Annotated in this window: 21 protein-coding genes; 14 read left to right on the forward strand and 7 right to left on the reverse strand. The window is 47.7% G+C overall.

Annotated features, from left to right (window positions below; all coding sequences use genetic code 11):
• Positions 1-19 precede the first annotated feature (19 nt).
• The 11 genes from dapA to FEN17_RS17525 all read left to right on the forward strand — a co-directional run bounded on the left by dapA (position 20) and on the right by FEN17_RS17525 (position 9,914).
• A complete protein-coding gene (gene dapA, locus FEN17_RS17475; RefSeq protein WP_138366608.1) occupies positions 20-910 on the forward strand; it encodes a 4-hydroxy-tetrahydrodipicolinate synthase in 891 nt (296 codons plus the stop codon).
• Between the two features lie 83 nt (positions 911-993).
• A complete protein-coding gene (locus tag FEN17_RS17480) occupies positions 994-2,052 on the forward strand; it encodes an aminotransferase class V-fold PLP-dependent enzyme (protein ID WP_138366609.1) in 1,059 nt (352 codons plus the stop codon).
• A 74-nt stretch (positions 2,053-2,126) separates the two neighbouring features.
• Positions 2,127-2,840 carry an NUDIX hydrolase gene (locus FEN17_RS17485; RefSeq protein WP_138366610.1) on the forward strand — a complete coding sequence of 238 codons (714 nt, stop codon included), beginning with the start codon at positions 2,127-2,129 and terminating at the stop codon, positions 2,838-2,840.
• Between the two features lie 87 nt (positions 2,841-2,927).
• Positions 2,928-3,497: a MarC family protein gene (locus FEN17_RS17490; protein ID WP_138366978.1), complete on the forward strand. Its 570-nt coding sequence runs from the start codon at positions 2,928-2,930 to the stop codon at positions 3,495-3,497.
• Positions 3,498-3,515: 18 nt separating this feature from the next.
• A complete protein-coding gene (locus FEN17_RS17495) occupies positions 3,516-3,980 on the forward strand; it encodes a pyrophosphohydrolase domain-containing protein (protein WP_138366611.1) in 465 nt (154 codons plus the stop codon).
• Between the two features lie 18 nt (positions 3,981-3,998).
• Positions 3,999-5,234 (forward strand): peptidase T, encoded by a 1,236-nt coding sequence (gene pepT / locus FEN17_RS17500; protein ID WP_138366612.1) that lies wholly within the window; start codon positions 3,999-4,001, stop codon positions 5,232-5,234.
• 1 nt (position 5,235) lies between these two features.
• Positions 5,236-5,868, forward strand: coding sequence for a ribonuclease H1 domain-containing protein (locus tag FEN17_RS17505; protein WP_138366613.1), 633 nt, complete (start codon positions 5,236-5,238; stop codon positions 5,866-5,868).
• Between the two features lie 3 nt (positions 5,869-5,871).
• Complete coding sequence (locus FEN17_RS17510) at positions 5,872-6,594, forward strand: tRNA1(Val) (adenine(37)-N6)-methyltransferase (protein ID WP_138366614.1); 723 nt, start codon at positions 5,872-5,874, stop codon at positions 6,592-6,594.
• Between the two features lie 60 nt (positions 6,595-6,654).
• Positions 6,655-7,626, forward strand: coding sequence for a glycosyltransferase family 2 protein (locus tag FEN17_RS17515; RefSeq protein WP_138366615.1), 972 nt, complete (start codon positions 6,655-6,657; stop codon positions 7,624-7,626).
• Positions 7,627-7,684: 58 nt separating this feature from the next.
• On the forward strand, positions 7,685-8,296 hold the full coding sequence (locus tag FEN17_RS17520; RefSeq protein ID WP_171037939.1) for an inorganic pyrophosphatase: 612 nt from the start codon (positions 7,685-7,687) through the stop codon (positions 8,294-8,296).
• 22 nt (positions 8,297-8,318) lie between these two features.
• Positions 8,319-9,914, forward strand: coding sequence for a peptide chain release factor 3 (locus FEN17_RS17525; protein WP_138366616.1), 1,596 nt, complete (start codon positions 8,319-8,321; stop codon positions 9,912-9,914).
• A gap of 72 nt (positions 9,915-9,986) precedes the next feature.
• Here the strand turns inward: FEN17_RS17525 and FEN17_RS17530 are convergent, their stop codons facing one another.
• The 4 genes from FEN17_RS17530 to FEN17_RS17545 all read right to left on the reverse strand — a co-directional run bounded on the left by FEN17_RS17530 (position 9,987) and on the right by FEN17_RS17545 (position 12,245).
• Positions 9,987-10,391 (reverse strand): DUF4890 domain-containing protein, encoded by a 405-nt coding sequence (locus FEN17_RS17530; protein ID WP_138366617.1) that lies wholly within the window; start codon positions 10,389-10,391, stop codon positions 9,987-9,989.
• A gap of 70 nt (positions 10,392-10,461) precedes the next feature.
• Entirely contained in the window at positions 10,462-11,202 is a 741-nt protein-coding gene (locus FEN17_RS17535; protein WP_138366618.1) for a DUF3307 domain-containing protein, read from the reverse strand.
• 6 nt (positions 11,203-11,208) lie between these two features.
• Positions 11,209-11,841, reverse strand: coding sequence for a SatD family protein (locus FEN17_RS17540; protein ID WP_138366619.1), 633 nt, complete (start codon positions 11,839-11,841; stop codon positions 11,209-11,211).
• A gap of 116 nt (positions 11,842-11,957) precedes the next feature.
• The gene (locus tag FEN17_RS17545; protein ID WP_138366620.1) at positions 11,958-12,245 is read right to left on the reverse strand and encodes a hypothetical protein; all 288 of its coding nucleotides are present in this window, start codon (positions 12,243-12,245) and stop codon (positions 11,958-11,960) included.
• 85 nt (positions 12,246-12,330) lie between these two features.
• On the opposite strand from FEN17_RS17545, the gene FEN17_RS17550 reads away from it, so the two are divergent.
• Positions 12,331-15,351, forward strand: coding sequence for an amidohydrolase family protein (locus FEN17_RS17550; protein ID WP_138366621.1), 3,021 nt, complete (start codon positions 12,331-12,333; stop codon positions 15,349-15,351).
• 30 nt (positions 15,352-15,381) lie between these two features.
• On the forward strand, positions 15,382-16,704 hold the full coding sequence (locus FEN17_RS17555; protein WP_138366622.1) for an amidohydrolase family protein: 1,323 nt from the start codon (positions 15,382-15,384) through the stop codon (positions 16,702-16,704).
• Between the two features lie 6 nt (positions 16,705-16,710).
• Here the strand turns inward: FEN17_RS17555 and FEN17_RS17560 are convergent, their stop codons facing one another.
• On the reverse strand, positions 16,711-17,550 hold the full coding sequence (locus FEN17_RS17560; protein WP_138366623.1) for a CvfB family protein: 840 nt from the start codon (positions 17,548-17,550) through the stop codon (positions 16,711-16,713).
• 6 nt (positions 17,551-17,556) lie between these two features.
• On the opposite strand from FEN17_RS17560, the gene FEN17_RS27775 reads away from it, so the two are divergent.
• Positions 17,557-17,688 (forward strand): hypothetical protein, encoded by a 132-nt coding sequence (locus FEN17_RS27775; RefSeq protein ID WP_262711559.1) that lies wholly within the window; start codon positions 17,557-17,559, stop codon positions 17,686-17,688.
• Here the strand turns inward: FEN17_RS27775 and FEN17_RS17565 are convergent.
• Both FEN17_RS17565 and FEN17_RS17570 read right to left on the reverse strand, forming a co-directional pair.
• On the reverse strand, positions 17,680-19,005 hold the full coding sequence (locus tag FEN17_RS17565; protein WP_138366624.1) for a TolC family protein: 1,326 nt from the start codon (positions 19,003-19,005) through the stop codon (positions 17,680-17,682). The two genes, FEN17_RS27775 and FEN17_RS17565, sit on opposite strands and share 9 nt — an antisense overlap.
• Positions 19,006-19,057: 52 nt before the next feature.
• Positions 19,058-22,150, reverse strand: coding sequence for an efflux RND transporter permease subunit (locus tag FEN17_RS17570; RefSeq protein ID WP_138366625.1), 3,093 nt, complete (start codon positions 22,148-22,150; stop codon positions 19,058-19,060).
• Positions 22,151-22,174: the final 24 nt, after the last annotated feature.

Below are 22,174 nucleotides of genomic sequence, written 5' to 3' on the forward strand. Positions count from 1 at the left end.
CCATTATATAAGTAAGTAAATGCCATTGGACCTACGTTTCAAAGGGGTCGGCGCTGCGCTGATTACACCCTTTGATGAACAAAATGAGATTGATTATCCGGGCCTCAAAAGACTGATCGACCTGGTCACGGAAGGGGGGAGCGACTACCTGGTCGTGCAGGGAACTACGGGCGAATCGCCGACTGTCACTTCACAGGAAAAGCTTGATATCCTGGCATTTACCATAAAGAATAATTCGAAATCACTACCCATCGTTTACGGAATCGGAGGCAATGATACCCGGGCTGTCCTGGATTGTATCAAGAAAACGGACCTGACCGGCGTCGACGCGATCCTTTCGGTTTGTCCATATTACAATAAGCCCACGCAGGAAGGAATTTTCGCACATTTCACGGCCATCGCCGATGCTTCCCCGATCCCGGTTTTGCTTTACAATGTTCCCGGTCGTACCGTCGTGAATATGAAGCCGGATACCATCATTAAACTGGCGGCACATCCGAACATTATCGGCATCAAAGACGCCTGCGGAAGTCTGGAACAAACCATGGAACTGGCAGCGCGGGCACCGGAAGATTTTCTGCTGCTTTCGGGCGATGATAACCTTGTAACGACGATGGCTAGCGTAGGCTGCCATGGCGTAATTTCGGTGATCGCCAACGCTTTCCCGAAAGAATTTGGTGAACTAACCTGGCATGCATTGGAAGGAAGGTTCAAGGAAGCTGCGAAATTACAGCTGGCATTTCTGGAATTCGATACCTTGCTTTATATTGAATCGAATCCGGTTGGCATTAAGAAATGCCTGGAAATCAAAGGGGTATGTAGCTCGGACGTACGTCTGCCGCTTTTGAAAGCCTCGAAAGAATTGGGCGAAAAGCTGGAAAAGGCGATGATCCGCGAAGGATTTTTATAAAAAAGATAATCTGGTCTGAATGACATCACAGAATTGGGTTACGGCCAATTTTGTGATGTTTTTTATTTTAAAGTAACTGAAATATGATCACGTTTTATCCCGGGCCGTCGAAAGTTTATCCGCAGGTGGCCCAATACATTCAGGAAGCATTTGACAGCGGCATCATCAGCGCCAATCACCGCAGCCAGGAGTTTATGCAAATGCTGGAAAGGACGATTGCTGGCTTGAAATCAAAGCTTGCAGTGCCCGACGATTACGAAGTTTATTTCGTCTCTTCCGCTACGGAATGTTGGGAAATCATCGCGCAATCGCTGATTATTGATTCCAGCCTGCACGTTTTCAATGGTGCTTTTGGAGAAAAATGGATGGAGTATACCCACAAAATTTCTCTCCGTACCAGCGAAGCTTCTTTTGATTACAACGAGAACCTATTGCTGGATCACTCCGCGGTTTTTTCAAAAAATGAAGTGATATGTATCACCCACAACGAAACTTCCAATGGTACCAAAGTCCCCGATAGTTTCCTGGCTGATGTCCGCCAGGAATTTAACAATGTCATTGCTGTGGACGCTACTTCCTCGATGGCGGGCGTGGCGCTTCCCTGGGAAAATGCGGATGTCTGGTATGCCTCCGTGCAGAAATGCTTTGGACTTCCGGCCGGAATGGCGGTGATGATCGTTTCGCCGCGGGCGGTGGAACAGGCCGAGGTGGTGGGGGAACGCAAACATTATAACAGTCTGCTTTTTATCCGGGATAACTTTCTCAAATTCCAGACTCCTTACACCCCGAATACATTGGGCATATACCTGATGGAGAAGGTGATGCAGCAAGTCACGCCGATTGAAGAATTACAGATTCAGACATTGGAAAGAGCAAGAAATTGGTATGCATTTCTTGCAGAAAACGGCTACGAATTATTAGTGGAAAATGAAGAGGTGCGCTCGGATACCGTGATTGCTGTGCGGGAAACCAAAGAGCGCGTCGCCTATCTGAAAAAATCCGCAAAAGCCGCCGGTATCACGATTGGAAATGGCTACGGAAAGGAAAAAGAAACCAGCTTCCGGATCGCTAACTTTCCGGCGATTGAAGATTCCGAAATCAGGACATTAATGGATTTTCTGGCCCGGGAGGCTGTAAAATAGGGAATGAGTAGTAAATGGTGTGGTTTGTATTTAATAACTAAAAAACAGTTTAAAACCACGCTAGACAATATATTGTGCGGATAGATATACTTGAACAATACCAGGCCCAAACCAAATGTCTTGTAGCCCTGGATTCCATCATTTTTGGTTTTGACGGTGAGGAATTAAAATTGTTGCTCGTCAAAAGAGGTATAGAGGACGAAACCCACACGTGGTCGCTCATGGGCGGCTGGGTGCAGCCCGAAGAAAGTCTAGAAGGCGCGTCGTCCCGCATCTTATTTGAGCTGACCAACCTAACGGACATTTACCTTGAACAACTACATACCTTCGGCAGCCCGCACCGCGACCCGGTCGAAAGGACGGTTTCGGTAGCCTATTTTGCGCTGATCAATGTCGAGGACTACGATCACAAGATTTCCAAAAACTTTGAGGCACATTGGTTTTCCATGCAGGAATTGCCCAAGCTGCTTTTCGACCACGGCGCCATGGTGGATATGGCGATCCAGCATTTGAGGTACAAAGCTTCCCAGCATCCCATCGGTTTTGAATTATTGCCTGAAAAATTCACAATACCGCAGCTGCAAAAACTCTACGAAGCGATTTTCGGGACGGAGCTGGATAAGCGGAATTTCAGCCGTAAGCTGCTTTCTACCAATTTGTTGGTGAAGCTCGACGAGAAGCAGAAAGGTTATTCCAAAAAGGGCGCATTCTTCTACAAAATCGATGAAGAGAAGTACAAGAAACACTTCAATAACTTCCTGAATTTTCTCCCTGGCAGCAGCTCCTGACCGCCTTATTTTCTCCTGAAAACGACCGAATGTTGTGTAAGCAGCCGCTTTTGAGCAACTTTGCAGGACAGACCCGGGAGCAACATGATATTTAATTTTAAAGAAATTGTTTCGGTTACCCTTATTCTTTTTTCAGTCATCGACGTGCTGGGTTCGCTGCCGGTAATTGTTGATTTCAGGAAAAAACTGGGCAGGATCGAGTCAGAAAAAGCGACGCTGGCGGCCGGGATTATCATGATCGTCTTCCTGTTTTTGGGTGAGCGTTTGCTGAGCCTTTTCGGGGTGGACGTCGCTTCTTTCGCTATCGCCGGCGCGATCATTCTTTTTTTGCTGGGTATGGAAATGGTGCTCGGGCGGAACATTTTCAAGCATGATAACATGGATGTGGGCGTAGCTTCCATCGTCCCGATTGCCTTCCCGATGATCGCCGGCGCGGCTACGATGACCACATTGATTTCCCTGCGCTCGGCTTACCAGATACAGAACATTTTAGTAGGGATCATTCTCAATCTTTTTTTTGTATATCTCGTCCTGAAATCCTCCAACTGGATCGAAAAAAAGCTGGGTCAGGGTGGTACAGACATTCTCAGAAAGATTTTCGGGATCATTCTTTTGGCGATCGCCATCAAACTCTTCAAAGCAAACTTCTCAGTTTAAACATTAATAAATATAAAAATGCAACAACTTGACAGCCTGAACCAGGTAGCCGAATTCCACAAAACATTTAAACATCCGATTCTCGATAAGCCGACGATACCATCCGAAGAACGCAGCCGCTTGCGCGTAGCATTGCTGGCCGAGGAGCTGAAAGAACTGGAAGTGGCGATTCTGGAAAAAGACATTGTGGAAGTGGCGGACGCGCTTTGCGACTTGCAATATGTATTGTCGGGCGCGGTGCTGGAATTTGGTTTAGGTGAAAAATTCCGGACGCTTTTTGACGAAGTGCAGCGGTCGAATATGTCGAAAGCTTGTCTGAATATTGAGGAAGCGGAGGCTACGGTAGCACATTATCAGGCAAAAGGTACTGAGTGTTATTTTAAGGAAGATAATGGTAAGTACCTGGTTTACAGAACTGCCGATGATAAAACTTTGAAGAATATCAATTATTCCCCGGCTGACCTGACTTCTATTTTAGGTTAAGGTTTCAAATTGACTATCATGACATCAGTTCTTGACCGTTTTCTGAGGTACGTCCAGATCGACACTCAGTCGGACCCGAATTCACCGAGTTTTCCGAGTACTTCCAAACAGCGAAACCTGAGCAATTTGCTCGCGGTGGAGTTGCAGGAACTGGGTATTTCGGATGCGCACGTGGACGAGCACGGCTATGTTTACGCAACGATTCCGGCTAATTCTAGCAAAGAAAATGTGCCGGTAATCTGCTTTTGTTCGCACGTGGATACTTCGCCCGATGTGACGGGTGCCAGTGTGGTGCCGATCGTACATGAAAATTGGGACGGCTCGGACATTGTTTTGCCGGACGATCACAAGCAGGTTTTGCGGATTGGGGAACTGCATGATCTGGACACGCAGATCGGAAATGACATTGTGACAGCGAGCGGTGGAACATTACTGGGCGCAGATAACAAAGCCGGCGTGGCTGAAATTATGGCTGCGGCTGAGATATTAATGCATAATCCTGATTTGAAACATGGCACCATCAAAATCCTTTTCACGCCGGACGAAGAAGTGGGTCGCGGGACGGAAAAAGTGGATTTACAGAAGCTGGGAGCTGATTTTGGTTATACAGTCGATGGCGAAGCAGTAGGAACATTAGAGGATGAAACATTCTCTGCCGATGCTGTGAAAATCACGATCCACGGGATAAGTACGCATCCGGGCTATGCGATCGGAAAACTGGAAAATGCTTTGAAAATCGGTGCAGAAATTCTAGCGCGACTGCCAAAGGATTCACTTTCTCCCGAAACGACCGAGGATAAGCAGGGTTTTATCCATCCTGTACAATTCGAGGGGATTCAGGAAAAAGTAACATTGAGCTTCATAGTACGTGATTTCAATACGCCGGGTTTGAAGGAAAAAGAAGATTTCCTAAAAAAAATCATGGAAGAAGTGCTGGAACATTATCCACATTCTACCGGTGATTTTGAAGTGCATGAGCAATACCGGAACATGAAGGAAGTGCTCGATCAGCATCCGCAAGTCATTTCAAATGCATTAACCGCGATGGAAAAGGTAGGCCTAAGCCCGATTCGCCAAAGTATCCGCGGCGGCACCGACGGCTCGCGGCTTTCTTTTATGGGATTACCCTGCCCGAATATTTTCGCTGGCGAACATGCATTTCATTCCAAACTGGAATGGGTCTCCGTGCAGGATATGGAAAAAGCAGTGGAGGTGATCGTAAGTCTGGCGCAAGTTTGGGAAGAAAACGCGTAGTATGGCAAAAAAAACCAAATTCTACGTCGTCTGGCAGGGAAGACAAACCGGCGTTTTTACGGATTGGAAAGAATGCGAAGCCCAGATCAAGGGCTTTGAGGACGCGCGTTATAAATCTTTTGACTCGTTGCAGGAGGCTGAAAAGGCCATCCAGCGCGATTATTGGGAGTTTGTTACAAAAAAAGACAGTAAGCCGGTCCTCAAAGAAGCACCCCCGAATGTTGGAAAACCCATCAAAAACAGTATTGCCGTAGACGCGGCCTGGAACACGGCCACCGGCGATATGGAATATCAGGGCATTTACTACGGTACCGGCGACCGGATTTTTTTACAGGGACCATTTAAAGACGCGACCAACAACATCGGGGAATTTCTGGCAATTGTTCATGCGCTCGCTTATTTACAAAAAAAAGGCAGCGATCTGCCTATTTACAGCGATTCGCGCACGGCGATCAGTTGGGTGAAGAAGAAACACGCCAATACCAAATTGGTCCTGACGCCGCGTAACAAGCCTGTTTTTGAAATGCTGCAAAGGGCTGAGCGCTGGCTGGCTGAGAATCGTTTTTCCAATCCAATATTGAAATGGGAAACGGAATATTGGGGTGAGAATCCCGCGGACTTTGGACGAAAATAGGCGATGGCAAAAAATTCAAGTTTCCAGTTCAAACAATTTACGATCCAACAGGATCAATGTGCGATGAAAGTCTGCACGGACGCCTGCGTGCTGGGCGCCTGGGCCGATGTGGTTGACGCTGACCGCATTCTAGACATTGGCGCGGGAACCGGCTTGTTATCCTTAATGGTAGCCCAGCGAAATTCCTACGCGATGATCGACGCGGTCGAAATTGATGCGGAAGCTTTTTACCAGGCGGGGGAGAATGTTGAAAAGAGCCCTTTTCATGAGCGGATCACGCTCTATCATTCAGCTGTCCAGGAATTTGAAACCGAGCATCATTACGATGTGATCATTACGAACCCGCCCTTTTTTCAGGCCGACTTATTATCCCCGGTCGACCAGAAAAATCTCGCGCGGCATGCCGGTTCACTGGGTTTTGAGGAATTACTGCAGACGATCGAAAGGTTGTTAAAGCCTGACGGACGTTTTAACATTCTGCTGCCCGTCGAAGAAGGGAATATATTCCGGAAAAAAGCGGAGGCCGCGGGCTGGCATTTGACCAAAGAACTAAACCTCTGCCACCAAGAGGATAAAAAGGCTTTCCGGCAGCTGATGACATTCAGCAAGCAACATTTGGCAGAAAACGAGCCCGAGGCAGAAACCTTGCATATCTATCAGGAAGACGGAAAAACGTATCATCCGGCATTTAAAGACTTGCTGAAAGACTTTTATTTAATATTTTGATCAGGAAAAACACGACCTTTGCACCTTCGTTCCAGAGGACATTGCCAGTAAGATAAGTTCATGACCCTATCAGCTATTCAGATTTCAGTTGTTATCCCGCTTTACAATGAGGACGAATCATTGCCGGAGCTCAGCGAGTGGATCGCCAGGGTAATGCTGGAAAATGGGTATTCCTACGAGGTGCTTTTCGTGGACGACGGCAGTAAAGACCGCTCCTGGGACGTAATTAAGGAACTTTCTGCCAATGATCCGCATATTCGCGGCTTTCGTTTTGTCCGCAATTATGGCAAGACTGCTGCATTACAAACTGCTTTTCAGGCCGCGAGGGGCGATGTGGTGATCACGATGGACGCCGATTTGCAGGATAGTCCCGACGAGATTCCGGAGCTTTATAATATGATCGCGGTTGATAAATTTGACCTGATATCCGGCTGGAAGAAAAAACGCTACGATCCGATCACCAAAACGGTCCCGACCAAAATTTTCAATGCGGCTACCCGGAGCATTTCCGGCGTGTCGCTCCACGATTTTAACTGCGGCTTGAAAGCGTACCGGAAAGATGTTGTGAAAAACATTACGATTTACGGCGAAATGCACCGCTACATCCCGGTGATCGCTAAATGGAACGGTTTCGCGAAGATCGGGGAGAAAGTGGTTCAACACCGCGCGCGAAAGTATGGGCATACGAAATTTGGTTTAGAGCGCTTCATTTTCGGGTTTTTGGATTTGCTTTCAATAGCCTTTGTGAATAAGTTTGGACGCAGGCCGATGCATTTGTTCGGCAGTCTGGGAACCCTTATGTTTTTTCTGGGAAGCGTTATCGCTTTCTGGCTTCTTGGCCGAAAAATCTATAACATTTACCATTTGCTGCCTTACCGAAATGTGACGGACAACCCCCTGTTTTTTCTTGCGCTGGTCGCAATTATGGTGGGTTCACAATTGTTTCTTGCCGGATTTTTAGGGGAACTGTTTGTTAAACAATCTGTTTCTAAAACCGGGGACTACAATGTTTCCGAGCGGGTAGGGGCGTAAATTTCCATTTTTGAAATAAAAAGAAATTCATAATTACAAGTTATCTATTACACAAATAATGATCGCAAACGTACACAAAGCCCATCCCTGGCATGGCATTCCGATGGGGGACAACGCACCTGAACTAGTAACCGCCTTTATTGAGATTGTTCCGACCGATACCGTTAAATACGAGATTGACAAAGTGACCGGCTACCTGAAAATCGACCGGCCGCAAAAATACTCCAACATAGTCCCAGCACTTTACGGTTTTATCCCAAAAACTTATTGTGCCGAAAAAATTGCGAAACTGGCGCGGGAACGTTCTGGTCGCGAGGTGACGGAAGGTGATGGTGACCCGCTGGATATCATTGTGTTATGTGAAAAAATCATTTCACACGGAAATATTCTTTGTGAGGCAAAACCGATCGGCGGGATTCGTCTGCTCGATGGTGGCGAGGCGGATGACAAGATCATTGCAGTTTTGAAAGGCGATGAAGTGTATGGCGGATATTCGGACATCAACGAACTTCCGGAAGGAATTGTGGAGCGTCTGAAACATTACTTTCTGACCTACAAAAACCTGCCGGGCGAAAAGGCCAAAATCGAGATCACGAATGTTTATGGCAAGGAGGAGGCGCACGAGGTAATTCATACCTCGGTGGAAGATTACAAGCATTCTTACTACTGAGATTTCAGGTACAAGGCTTTATATGAGTAACATACAAGAAATAAAAAAACGCCGCACGTTTGCGATCATTAGTCACCCGGATGCCGGGAAAACGACTTTGACTGAAAAGCTGCTGCTTTTTGGGGGCGCGATCCAGACTGCGGGTGCGGTAAAATCCAACAAGATCAAGAAGACGGCTACTTCCGATTTCATGGAAATCGAGAAGCAGAGAGGTATTTCGGTGGCTACGTCGGTAATGACTTTTGAGTATAAAGATCTGCTGATCAACATTCTCGATACACCCGGTCACAAGGATTTTGCCGAAGATACTTACCGCACATTGACCGCCGTGGATAGTGTAATCCTGGTGGTGGATTGTGTGAAAGGCGTGGAGGAACAGACAGAACGTTTGATGGAAGTGTGCCGGATGCGCAATACGCCGGTGATTATTTTTATCAACAAGCTGGACAGGGAAGGTCAAAACCCGTTTGAGCTGCTGGATGAGCTGGAAAACAAGCTGAACATTCGTGTTCGCCCGCTCACCTGGCCGATCAATATGGGCGCCAATTTTAAAGGAGTTTACAGCCTGTACGAACAAATGCTGTATTTCTTTAAAATCAATAAAACCAAAATCGAGAATGATGTCGCCAAGGTAAGTCTGGACGACGACACCCTGGTGGACCTCGTGGGAGAAAAGGATGCGGAGCAGCTTACCGAAGATGTGGAGCTCGTAGAAGGTGTTTATGACGCGTTTTCCGAAGAGGCTTATCAAAAAGGTCAGCTGGCGCCGGTATTCTTCGGCAGTGCGATCAATAACTTCGGTATCAAGGAGTTACTTGATACATTCTGCGATATTTCTCCGATCCCTCAGCCACGGCCGACGGATGTACGCGAAGTAGAACCGACCGAGTCAAAATTCACCGGTTTTGTTTTCAAAATCCACGCAAACCTCGACCCGCGTCACCGCGACAGAATCGCATTCTTGCGGATTTGCTCGGGTAAATTCGAGAGAGGTAAGTTTTACAAACACGTCAGATTAGGCAAGGATGTGCGGTTTTCAAGTCCGTTTACATTCATGGCTTCCGATAAAAGTGTGATGGACGAAGGCTTCCCCGGCGACGTGGTAGGACTGTACGATACTGGTAGTTTCAAAATCGGTGATACCTTGACGGAAGGTGAAAACCTGCAATTTTCGGGTATACCAAGCTTTTCTCCGGAGATTTTCAAGGAGTTGATCAACATGGACCCAATGAAATCCAAGCAGTTGGAAAAAGGGATCCAGCAGTTGACGGACGAAGGTGTAGCCCAGCTTTTTACATTGGATTTGGGTAACCGGAAGATCGTTGGAACTGTGGGGGAACTTCAATTTGACGTAATCCAGTACCGCCTCGAACATGAATACGGCGCGAAATGCCGCTGGGTACCGATGAGCGTTTCCCGCGCCTGCTGGCTCACAGCAGACGAGAAACCGGCGATGGACCAGTTTATTCGCTTAAAAGGTAACCAGATCGCTTACGACAAAGACCGCAACCCGGTCTTCCTGGCGGAATCAGAATGGATGATCCGGATGAACCGCGAGAATAACCCGGCGATCCATTTCCATTTTACGTCGGAATTTAAGACGGAAATGGCGATATAAGTTTTTTCAAATGCATTAAAAAAGGAGGCTGATTTGGATTCAGTCTCCTTTTTTAGTTTGTTGATCAGTGTATTAGTTGTTGGTGCCTCCGCCGTCTGCTCCTGGTGCCGCGCCGCCTCTCGGACCTCCGTTTCCACCACCCCGGTTATTCCGTCGATCTTCTAGCATGGTTTTGTATTTTTCCTGCTGCTCAACGGTCAATATTTTCGCGATTTCAGTGTTGAATGTTTCCATCGAAGCCCGCATTTGCTCACGGTCCATTTTCTGTGAATCGCGCATCTCCTGCATTTTTTTCGCGCGCGCCAGGCTCAGGTCGTACACCTGTTTTTTCTGGTCATCCGAAAGTTTCAGGTTTTCGGTCAAAGTTTTAGTCTGATTTTCAGCACGTGCCTCCGGCGTCATCCCTGAATCTCCGCGTTGTGCAAAAGCCGTCATGCTCGCAAACGCCAGCAAAAAGGCAAACATTGTTTTTCTCATGGTTACAAAGTTTAGATACCCGGGTTAGAGGCTAAAATCGTGCCTGGGTTTAAAGCAGTTGCGGATTTTTTCAATAAAACATTTTCACCGCCAGGGCCACGGCAATTGCGCAAGTGTAGCTCATCAAAGTCCCGACAAGCACATACTCCGATTTTTTGCTGATGTACGCGGCCGAGGTGCCTTCCGCGGTTTTATCATTGTATCTCAAAAGTGATTTCGCTGCAATCAAAAAGCCGATCGCTGCAAACTGGCTGACAAGTACAAAAACGAAGATCAGTAGTCTTTCCGACATGCCTATCCACCGGCCTGCATTGGCCAGGTTATCATTGGCCTCGGGTACCAGCGTGGCCAATTCTTCGCGCCAGGGCCGGGTAAGTATACCTACCAGGAATGAAATCGGTGATAATGTGAGCAGCGCGCCCGAAAGTATGGCCAGTGTTTTGGGCGTATAAATCCAGTTTTTAAATGTTTCAAAACCGGCCGGCACATTGTGGGTGATCAGCAGCGCGGTGATGATAATGCTGATCAAATGTGCCGCCTGGTCGCCGACAAACCAGGTAATGCTGCCTTTTTTATCCAGACTCACTTTGAAAATATCAATCATGCCGTGGGCGATGCCTAACAGTATGGCGGGCAGCGGGTTATCCCAGTGTCCGAGCAGGATATAGGAAACTACAATGACGAGCAGAATGTGGAAATAAAGGTATTTCGAGCGAAATGATTTTTCTTTTTTGTCAACCACCCAGGAAGTAGGCTGCCAGTAAAAATCGACGATAATGTGGGCCAGAAGCAGCAGGAGAAATTCCTTCATGAGGGTTTAGCGTTTTGTGTATAGCTCTAAATGTTTTGGAAAGGTAGCCAAAAAACTTTCAACTGCCCACCATTTGGAAGCCGCCACACGCTGACTTGCGGCAGACTGGCTGATCGAAAATTTCTCAGCGATCTGGTTTACATTATAGTTGTTCAGCAATGCGGTAATGACCTCACTTTGAGCAGTCGTCCAGTTCTCGATCAATGTTTCGAGCAGATCCAGGGTTGCATTCAGTGGCTCTGAAGGCACCGCGAGCGCAATCCCGATCCGCGCTTTTTGTTTGCGAATATTATCCGCCAAATGCCCGGATAACCTGAATGCTTCCCCGTCGGAAGTCCCGGCCCGGTCGGTGAGCGATTCAATTTTTCCGATACCGATGGCAATGCGTAAATCGGTATTCGGTGCATGGCTGCGCATTGCGGCCCTTGCCAGAATGGACACTTTCATGGCTTCCGATGCATTTTTTAAAACGCCCTGAAAACTGTCGCCACGGTAAATTTCGGGTTTTAGTGCCCATTGAAATGTGGTATGCTGACGCAGGATTTCAAGGGTATTTTCAAGCCATAATGTGGACTCTTCCCTTGAAAAGAGCGTTGAGTTAACCATATCAGCGGTAATAACTGCCTGGTTCTTTTTCATAAAATATAAGCTATTTAACTTATAACTATCAAATATAAGCTAAAAACCTTATATCATAAGAATATAAGCTAAAAACCTTATAATTGATTAATATAAGCTAAAAGCCTTATATTTTTTCAAAGAAACGACTGTGCAAGACTTTCCCATTCTTCTTGTAATGTCCCCTTAAACACCTCTTTACCAGATCTTCTGTACCAGTAACCGGCATTCCAGGTGTCGCCTTCAACGCGGTGTAGGTAGGCGTGTAGATGATCATAATCGCGGGTACCTTCGCTGCTTTGGGCAATGTTGTGGGCGGCCTCCCAATTTCCTTTTGCATCATACCAAAGTGCCTCTAAAAGAACAGAAATGCCCTTTGGCGGCGATGATTGGGCAAGTGATTCTTTAAATTCTTCGTAAGTCATTCGGATTTGAAATAGTGGATGAAGTGTAAAGAAAATGATTTTCCTTGTATCTTGTAGGATTGAATTTTCATTAAAATAACAATATATGTTCAAACAACTATCAACGTTCCTCGCCGCTCTCACCGTCGGTTTATATTGTCACGCGCAGGAAACATTTCCCCGAAACGGTGCTTACGACGAGCGTCCCGGAAGATATGCTTTTACCAACGCTACCATTGTAGTTGATTCAAAAACGACCATTCCGAACGGCACGATGCTGATTGAAAATGGGGTAATTAAAGAAGTTGGCAAGCAGGCGAAAATACCCGCGGGAACCATTGTGGTGGATTTAAAGGGAAAATACATTTACCCCTCGCTCATCGACCTGGACTCGGATTACGGGATGCCCGAAGTAACCCGGAACAGACCGGGCGGCGGAAGACAAACGCCTCAACTTGAATCGAATAAAAAAGGTGCGTTTGGCTGGAACCAGGCCGTACAGCCTGAAAATGATGCGAGCCTAATGTTCACGCCGGATGCAAAAAAGGCGGGCGACCTGCGAAAAATTGGCTTCGGTACGGTGCTGGTTTATTCTCACGATGGCATTGTGCGGGGAAACGGCGCGCTGGTAACATTGACGGACGAAGCTGCAAATAAAGCTTTGCTGAACCGGAAAGCATCGGCGCATTTTTCTTTCAGCAAAGGCACTTCTTCGCAGACTTACCCTTCGTCGACGATGGGCGTGGTGGCGCTGCTGCGGCAGAATTACTATGATGCCGATTGGTATGCGAAAGAAAAAAATAAAGAGGCAAATCTTTCTCTGGACGCATTTAACCAGATCAAAACGCTTCCTTCCATTTTTGAAACCAATGATAAATACAGCATTCTTCGCGCCGATAAAATCGGGGATGAGTTTGGTATTCAGTACATTATCCGCGGCGGCGGCGATGAATACCAGCGGATCAAGGAAGTAAAAGCAACGAAAGCACCGCTGATTTTGCCAATCGTTTTTCCAGATGCTTATGACGTGACCGATCCCTGGGATGCGGACGTGGTAAGTATGGCGCAACTGAAACATTGGGAGCTCGCACCGAAAAATCCAGCGGAAGTTGCGAAGGCTGAAATTCCTTTTGCATTCACGACGGCTGGTTTAAAAAACAAAGGTGATTTTTTGAAAAATATTAAAACCGCTATCGAGTACGGTCTGCCAAAAGAAAAGGCACTGGAAGCGCTCACAACATTGCCAGCAAGCCTGATCAAAGCTGAAAATCAGATCGGTAGCCTCAAAGCCGGGTTGCTTGCAAACTTTATCATTACCTCGGGTGACTTGTTCGGGAAGGATAATGTGATTTATGAAAACTGGGTGCAGGGAAAGAAATACATCATTGCGCCGCTGAATGTGCCGGATATCAGAGGTACTTATTCTTTGCAGGTGAACAACCAGCCGGGCGGGAAATTGCAGATCACCGGCTCGCCGGAAAAGCCGGAATACAAGGTTTTGATCCAGGATAGCATTAAGATCACGCCAAAAGTTACGCTCGCCAATGAACTTTTGACGATCTCTTATCAGCCCGACAAAAAAGCGTCGGGAACGATCAGACTGACCGGCTGGATCGCAGGTAGCGGCCTGGCGGGAGAGGGTGTATTACCCGACGGAACTGTGGTTCCCTGGGCGGCAACATTGTCTGAAAAATACCAGCAAACAGCAGCTGCGGCAGATACGAGCGCGATCAAGCCCAAAGAAACCGGGCCGATTGTGTATCCTTTTGTGGGTTTTGGAAATGAAACATTACCGAAAGCTGAAACGGTCCTGATTAAGAATGCGACGGTTTGGACAAACGAAAAAGAAGGTATCCTGCAAAATGCGGATGTGATTGTTCAGAATGGTAAAATTTCCAAGGTAGGTAAGTCGCTGGCGGCACCTTCGGGCGCGAGGACGATTGATGGTACTGGCAAGCATTTGACCAGCGGGATCATTGACGAACATTCACACATTGCGCTTTTTACCATTAACGAAGGCGGGCAGACAAGTTCGGCCGAGGTGAGGATGAGTGATGTGATCAATCCGGACGATATTAACATTTACCGCCAGCTGGCTGGCGGGGTGACAGCTTCTCAGCTACTGCATGGATCTGCGAATTCGATTGGCGGGCAAAGTGCGATGATCAAGCTGAAATGGGGAACGAGCCAGTCGGATATGCTGATGCCGGATGTGAAGACGATCAAGTTTGCGCTGGGCGAGAATGTGAAGCAATCGAACTGGGGCGATGTGCAGCGGGTACGTTTCCCGCAAACGCGGATGGGTGTGGAGCAGGTTTATTTTGATCATTTTATCCGCGCCAAAGAATATGCCGCCAGCTGGAAAACTTATAATGCTAGTTCGAAAAAGCAATCATTGACTGCGCCAAGACGCGACATTGAGCTGGATGCGCTGGCAGAAATCCTGGCGAACGAAAGGTTTATCACCTGCCACTCTTACGTGCAGTCGGAGATCAATATGCTGATGCATGTGGCCGACTCGCTGAAATTTAAAATCAATACATTTACCCACATTCTGGAAGGCTACAAATTGGCCGATGGCATGGCGAAACGCGGTATCGGCGGCTCGACATTCGCCGACTGGTGGGCTTATAAAATGGAAGTAAAAGAGGCAATTCCTTACAACGCAGCCCTAATGTATCATGAAGGTGTGACGGTGGCGATCAACTCGGACGATGCGGAAATGGCGCGCCGGCTAAACCAGGAAGCTGCCAAAACCGTGGAGTACGGCGGTGTGCCTGAGGAAGATGCCTGGAAAATGGTGACCTTGAATCCTGCGAAACTGCTACATCTGGAAAATCGGATGGGCAGTGTGAAAGCCGGAAAAGATGCGGATCTGGTACTCTGGAACGCGCACCCGCTGTCGGTGTACGCGCGACCTGAGTTCACGATGATCGAGGGTACCATGTATTTTGATCGGAAAAAAGACGAGGAAAAGCAAAAAACGATGCTGGTGGAAAGGGAGCGACTGATCCAGAAAATGATCGGGGACAAAAGCGAAGGCAAGCCGACGCAAAAACCGCAGGCCTCGCAGCCTAAAATGTGGCATTGCGAAGACGTGGCGGGTATGGATACCGAGCTCCGGTAGTTTTTCTTTCCAAAACATTCAAAGTTTATCATGAAAAATCAAAACACAATTCCCGCGCTGGCCATCGCATTTTCGCTGGCGGCGGGTATATTTTCCAAAACACAAGCGCAAAATCCAGCGCCAAGTCTGCCGCAAAGCAAGCCGGTGGTCATGACGGGCGCTACCATCCACGTCGGGAATGGGCAGGTGATCCAGAATGGTGTGATTGCATTTGATAAGGGTATAATCACCGAAATCAGTGCGGCCGGCTCGGTTTCGAATGTGACGGGCGCAGAGACGATTGACGCGAAGGGCAAGCACATTTATCCGGGTATTATTTCGCTGAATACGACAGTTGGCTTGCAGGAAGTGGCGTCGGTCCGAGCCACATTGGATTTTCAGGAAGTAGGGGAGATCAATCCGCATGTCCGCGCGCTGGTCGCTTATAATTCTGATTCTGAGGTAATACCAACATTGAGAGGTAATGGTATCCTGCTTTCGCAGGCGGTACCGCAGGGCGGGCTTATTTCCGGATCGTCGTCGGTTTTTTACAGTGATGGCTGGAACTGGGAAGATGCGGTTTTGAAAAAGGACGATGGTATCTGGCTCAGCTGGCCGCCGTTTTTGGCAAGTACCTTCAATAATGAGGATTTTACGGTTTCTGTTAAAAGAAATGAGAAGCGCCAGGAAGCGATCGATATGATCAAGGCTACATTGGCAGATGCGAAAAATTATGGTGAAACTGCTTCGCCCAATCCGGTTAATCTCCGTCTGGCGGCTATGAAGCCACTTTTTGATGGTTCTGCGAATCTGTACGTCCGGGCAGATTATGCCAAGGATATTGTGGAAGCGATTAAGCTGGCGAAAGAAACGGGGGTGAAAAAGCTGGTGATTGTCGGTGGAAATGAATCTTTCAAAGTCGCTGCATTTTTGAAGGAAAACCAGGTGCCGGTAGTATTGAACCCTACGCACCGCCTGCCTGACCGCGTTGACGAGAATGTATATTTGCCGTACGAGTTACCCGGACTTTTACACAAAGCAGGCGTAAAAGTGGCGATCACTTACTCCGATGAATGGTGGCGTACACGTAATTTGGCGTTTCTAGCAGGTACTTCATCCGGTTTTGGAAATGTTACCCCGGAAGAAGCATTGCAGTTTATCACCAAGAATGCCTCCGAAATTATCGGTGCAGAACGGCTAGTAGGCACATTGGAAAAAGGCAAACATGCCTCTTTCCTGGTGGCCGACGGTGATGTGCTGGATATGCGGGGTAATGTGATCAAAACCGTGTATATCAAGGGCTCAAAAGTGAACCTGGATGATAAGCAAAAACGGCTTTACGAAAAGTATAAGGAGAAGTACGGGACGAAGTAACCGGTCTTAGTCCTCTCCAATCAAATAAATCCCATCGGTGGCAATTCGTATAAGCCCTTGCTTGTACAAGCCGCCGATGGCTTTTTTGTATACTTTTTTACTGATCTGGAATTTCTTGTAAATGTCTTCCGGCGAACTGCTGTCGGAAAGATTCAGAAAACCATTTTCCTTTTTTAATACCTCCAAAACCAGCAGCGACGTGGGCTCAATTTGCTCTGCGCTGCCTTTTTGCAAGCTGATATCCAGCCGGTTGTCTTCCCGGATTTTTTTCACATAACCTGTCAGCGAATCGCCCACTTCCAGGTCGCGGAAAACTTCGTTGGCGTAGATAAGTCCTTTATGGTATTGATTGACGACGGTATTGAAACCCAGATCCGTTTTTTGATAAACCAGGAGCTCTACCTGATCGCCTTCCTTCACGGTTAGCCGCTCATTTTCAAGGAATTTATCAATTTTGGCGGAAGCCAGCAGCCGGGAGGTTTTTTGATCAAGATAAAGAAAAACAACATAGCGCTCCCCGATTTCCATCGTCTTGCTTTGCTCACGGAACGGCACAAAAAGGTCTTTTATGAGCCCCCAATCCATAAATGCGCCGTACTCGGAAACATCCTTTACTTCCAGGAATGCAAATTCGTTGCGGACGATCTTCGGCGTCTCGGTTGTAGCGACGGGGCGGTCTTCGGAATCGAGGTAAACAAAAACCCTTATGTTGTCGCCCACCTGCATTTCGTCGGTGAGATATTGGTTCGGCAGGAGCACTTCTTCACCTTCCACGTCGCTTAGGAACATGCCCACGCTGGTTACCCGCTCGATCGTCAGGTTATTGTATTTTCCTATAAAAAGCATGCTGTTGTGTCAAAATTATCCGGCAAAGGTAACGTTTTCGGCAAGACCGGCGGCTATCCGGCAGCATTCAGGCACAAAACAAAAACGCCGGTCGTGAAGGCCAGCGTTTTAACATATCTTAAAGTAAGGTTACTGTAATGTGTTGCTCAGGCGTTTCAGTTCAATTTCCGCAGCTTTGGCGGCATAATTGAGGTTGATCATCCGGTAGCCTGCATCTTCAAAACTTCTTTGCGCCTCACGCACATCAATGATCGTCGCCTGGATCAGCTGGAAACGTTGTAATGTTAAATCAAGAAGCTGCTTGCTTAATGCAAAGTTTCTCTTCTGTGTTTCAAGCTGTTGCAGGGAACTCAGGTAGGTTTCGTACATTTTCACGACACCCGCATTGTAGTCGCGCAAAACCATGTTACGCTGTAGGGTTGCGTTTGTCGTATTGATTTCGGCGACCTGTTTTTGCCTTTTATAAGCCGAACCATTATAAATCGGCACTACCAACGTTAACCCAGCATTCGGACCTACCGACCGGTTCAAAAGCGTCAAACCCGCTGCTACCTGGTTTCTGGAATAGTTGTAGGAAGTGTTGAGCCTCACCGTCGGGTAGCGCAGTGCAGCAGTTTCCCTCACAATCAGCTCATTAATTTTGATCTGGTGATCCGCTGCCTTCACATCCGCATTCAGGGTAAGTCGTTCCAGAATAGTTTGAAGCTGCAAATTGTTGTCAACCGTGATCGTATCCCGGATCGTCACAGCCGATTTCGGGTCCAGTGTCAGAACCCGAAGCAACTCTGCTTTGGCCACCTGCGCCACCATCATTTGATCTTGCAGGGTCTGGTTCAATGTGTTCAGGTCAATTTCGGCTTGAAAAATATCCGCATTATTGGCCATACCCGCCTCTTTACGTACCTGCAAAATTTCAAGACGTTTTTCGGATGCTTGTATGGAAGCCCTTAATGTATTGAGATAACTTAGCTGGCGAACTACATCGTAGTAGCTCGTCATCACCAAGGCTATGGTATTCTGAACCTGAGAGTTAAGTACTTCAACACTTTGAAATTGCTGCTCTGCCAGCCTTTTTTTCGTAGAAACCACCCTTTTTCCATTATAAAGCAGCAGCCCGACGGTCAGGTTGGCCTGTGTGTTATTACCCGCCGCAGCATTCCGGTTAATCACCGTACCATCATTCAGTCGCTGGTTTACCTGTGTAACCTGCTCGGTGTTGGAAGCATTTGCGGCCACTACCGGCAAGCCGCCGGCGACGCCATAGTTATTCAAAATGGTGTTGGATTCAACATTGTTCTTTGCAATTTCTATTTCATAGCTATTCTTTAATGCAGTGGCAATGGCATTGTCTAATGTAAGCGCAAGCGTGTCAGGCGCCTGATAACCAAAGGATTTGCCACAAAGCAATAAGAGAAATAGCAGTGTATTGTTTTTAAAGATTGCGAACAGGTTCATGCAAAAACAAATGTTGATTAATGGTTCAGGGCGAACTCGAAAGTCGGATGTATCAGGCGGTGATCTGCGCTGGCGTCGCTTTTTGTTCGTGGATTACCCGGTGTTTTTTAGGTGAAATAAAGGTGTAAATAGCTGGGATAACAAACAATGTCAGGATCAGGGAGAACATTAAGCCACCTACGATCACGACGCCCAGCGGCACACGGCTGGTAGCGGCAGCACCCAAACTCATCGCAATCGGCAGGGCACCAAATGCCGTAGCAAGGCTGGTCATCAGGATCGGGCGGAGACGCTGAGTAGCAGATTCCACCGCCGCAGCCGTCCGGCCCATACCAGCTTCCCGCTTCTGGTTTGCAAATTCTACAATCAAAATCCCATTTTTGGTTACAAGCCCAATCAGCATGATCATACCGATCTGCGAGAAAATATTGATGGTTAAACCAAAGATATACAAGCTCAGCAATGCGCCGGCGAGGGCCAGCGGCACGGTGATCATGATGATGAAAGGATCTGTAAAGCTTTCAAATTGTCCGGCCAAAACCAGGTATACCAGCAGCAGCGCAAGTCCGAATGCAAAACTGGTGTTGGAAGAACTTTCTTCAAAATCTCGGGAAGAACCTACCAAGGATGTCTGGAATGATTCGTCGAGCAGCTTGGCGGCGATCCTGCGCATGGCAGCTACGCCGTCACCAATCGTTTTTCCTTCTACCAGCGAGGCAGATACGGTTGCACTTTTGTATCGGTTGAAGTGATAGATCGTCGGCGGGCCGCTTTCTTCCGTCATTTTTACGACGGCAGTCAGCGGAATGCTTTCGCCGCGGCTGTTACGCACGTAAAGTTTTGAAATATCGCCCGGCTTGTTACGCTCAGAACGTTCCACCTGGCCGATAACCTGGTATTGCTGACCATTTTTAATGAAATAAGCCAGACGACGACCGCTGAATGCTGACTGGATAGCCGCGGCTACGTCGGTGGTAGATAGTCCCAAATCACGCGCTTTCAGGCGGTCGATGGTGAGCCTTACTTCCGGTTTGTTGAATTTCAAATTCACGTCCACATTCTGGAATGTGGGGTCCTGGCGGGCTTCTTCGAGAAATTTCGGCAATACATTGAAGATTTTATCGAAATCAAGATTTTGAAGAACAAACTGTACAGGTAAGCCGCCTCTTGAACCCTGACCTACGGCAATCGTCTGCTCCTGCGTAGCGAAAATCCGTGCGTTATTAAATCTTGAAAGCTTTTTATTGATTTCCTGCGCAAGATCATTCTGACTTTTTTTACGTTCTCCGGCCGGTACCAAACCGATACGCGCCGTGCCGCTATTAACTCCACCGCCACCAAAGCCCGGCGTGGCCGAGAAGGTGAATGCTCTTTCGGGTACAGAGTCATTTAAGAAGTTGCCCAGCTCATCATTGACCTGCTGCATCTGGTCGAAACTGGTACCCTCGGGTGCAGATAAGTTGAAACGGATGCTGTTCCGGTCTTCCATAGGCGCAAGTTCGCTTTGGAGATGGGTGTAGGTAAACCAGATCAATACGCCGCAAGCCGCTACCAGTACCCAGGCGATCCAGCGCGCTTTCATAAATCCGCGCAGGCTGCGGTTGTAGCCGTCTTCCATGCCCGTGAAGAAAGGCTCTGTTTTATTATAAAACCATCCATGACCTGCATCTTTCCGGTTCAGGAATACGTTCAAAACGGGTGTAATTGTCAACGAAACAAATGCCGAGATCAAAACCGCGGATGCTACCACAATACCAAATTCCCGGAAAAGACTTCCGACAAAACCTTCGAGGAAGATAACGGGCAAAAACACGACGGCCAGTGTCAGCGAGGTGGAAATTACCGCAAAGAAAATCTCCCTGCTACCTTCTAATGCTGCCTGTCGGATCGGTAATCCGGTTTCCAGCTTTCGGAAAATGTTTTCCGTGACCACGATGCCATCATCCACCACAAGACCCGTGGCGAGTACAATTCCTAAAAGCGTCAGAATGTTGATCGAAAACCCGAAAAGATACATGACGAAGAATGTCGCGACCAGGGAAATCGGAATGTCGATAAGCGGGCGGACTGCCACCAGAAAATTCCGGAAGAAGAACAGAATTACGATTACCACCAGCGAAAATGCGATGAAAAGGGTTTCTTCCACCTCCTCGATCGACTGGCGTACAAGTCGCGTGTTATCAATCAGTACACTGAATGTAATGTCCGATTTATTGGATTTCTGGATTTCCTGTAGACGCTTGTTAAATTCATCCGAGATCTCCACGTAGTTGGCGCCGGGCTGAGGGATTACCGCCAAACCCACGGCATACATACCGTTGTATTTCCAGCTTTGTTCTTCATTTTCAGGCCCTAGCTCCACTTTCGCCACATTAGCCAGCCGCACAATACCGCTGCTATCATTACGGATTACGAGATCACTGAATTCTTTTTCACTGGTCAGCCGGCCCATCGTCCGGATGGTCAGCTCGGTATTTTTACCATAAATCTTACCCGCCGGAAGCTCCACGTTTTCAGAGCTCAGCGTATTGGTTATATCATTAAAAGAAATGTTAAATGCGCTCATTTTATCCGGGTCCAGCCAGATACGCATCGCATATCTTTTCTGCCCGAAAATGTTGATGGAGCTCACACCATCAATGGTCTGTAAACTTTGCTGAAGAACATTCTCCGCGTATTCGCTCAGTTCCAGCAGACCTTTGGAAGGACTTTGTACTGCCAGCAACAGGATAAAATCACTGTTTGCATCGGCCTTGCTTACCACAGGCGGGGCATCCACATCCTGCGGTAAATTCCGCTGGGCCTGGCTTACCTTGTCGCGCACATCATTCGCGGCGCCTTCCAGGTCGGCTTCCAGGTTGAATTCCACGGTAATGTTGCTGGAACCGATCTGGCTGGATGAGCTGATACTTTTGATACCCGGAATACCATTGATACTCTTTTCGAGCGGCTCAGTGATCTGGCTTTCAATGATATCGGCATTGGCCCCGGTGTAGCTGGTCCGCACATTGACAATCGGAGGATCAATGGCCGGATAATCCCTGAGCGACAAAAAGTTATAACCTACCACACCAAACAAAATGATGAGCAGGTTCATGACGACCGCCAGTACGGGCCGGTTTAAGGATAATTCTGAAATATTCATAGGACAGGTTTCAAGGGAATAGTC

The organism is Dyadobacter luticola (genome assembly GCF_005860805.1).
Taxonomy (GTDB): domain Bacteria; phylum Bacteroidota; class Bacteroidia; order Cytophagales; family Spirosomataceae; genus Dyadobacter; species Dyadobacter luticola.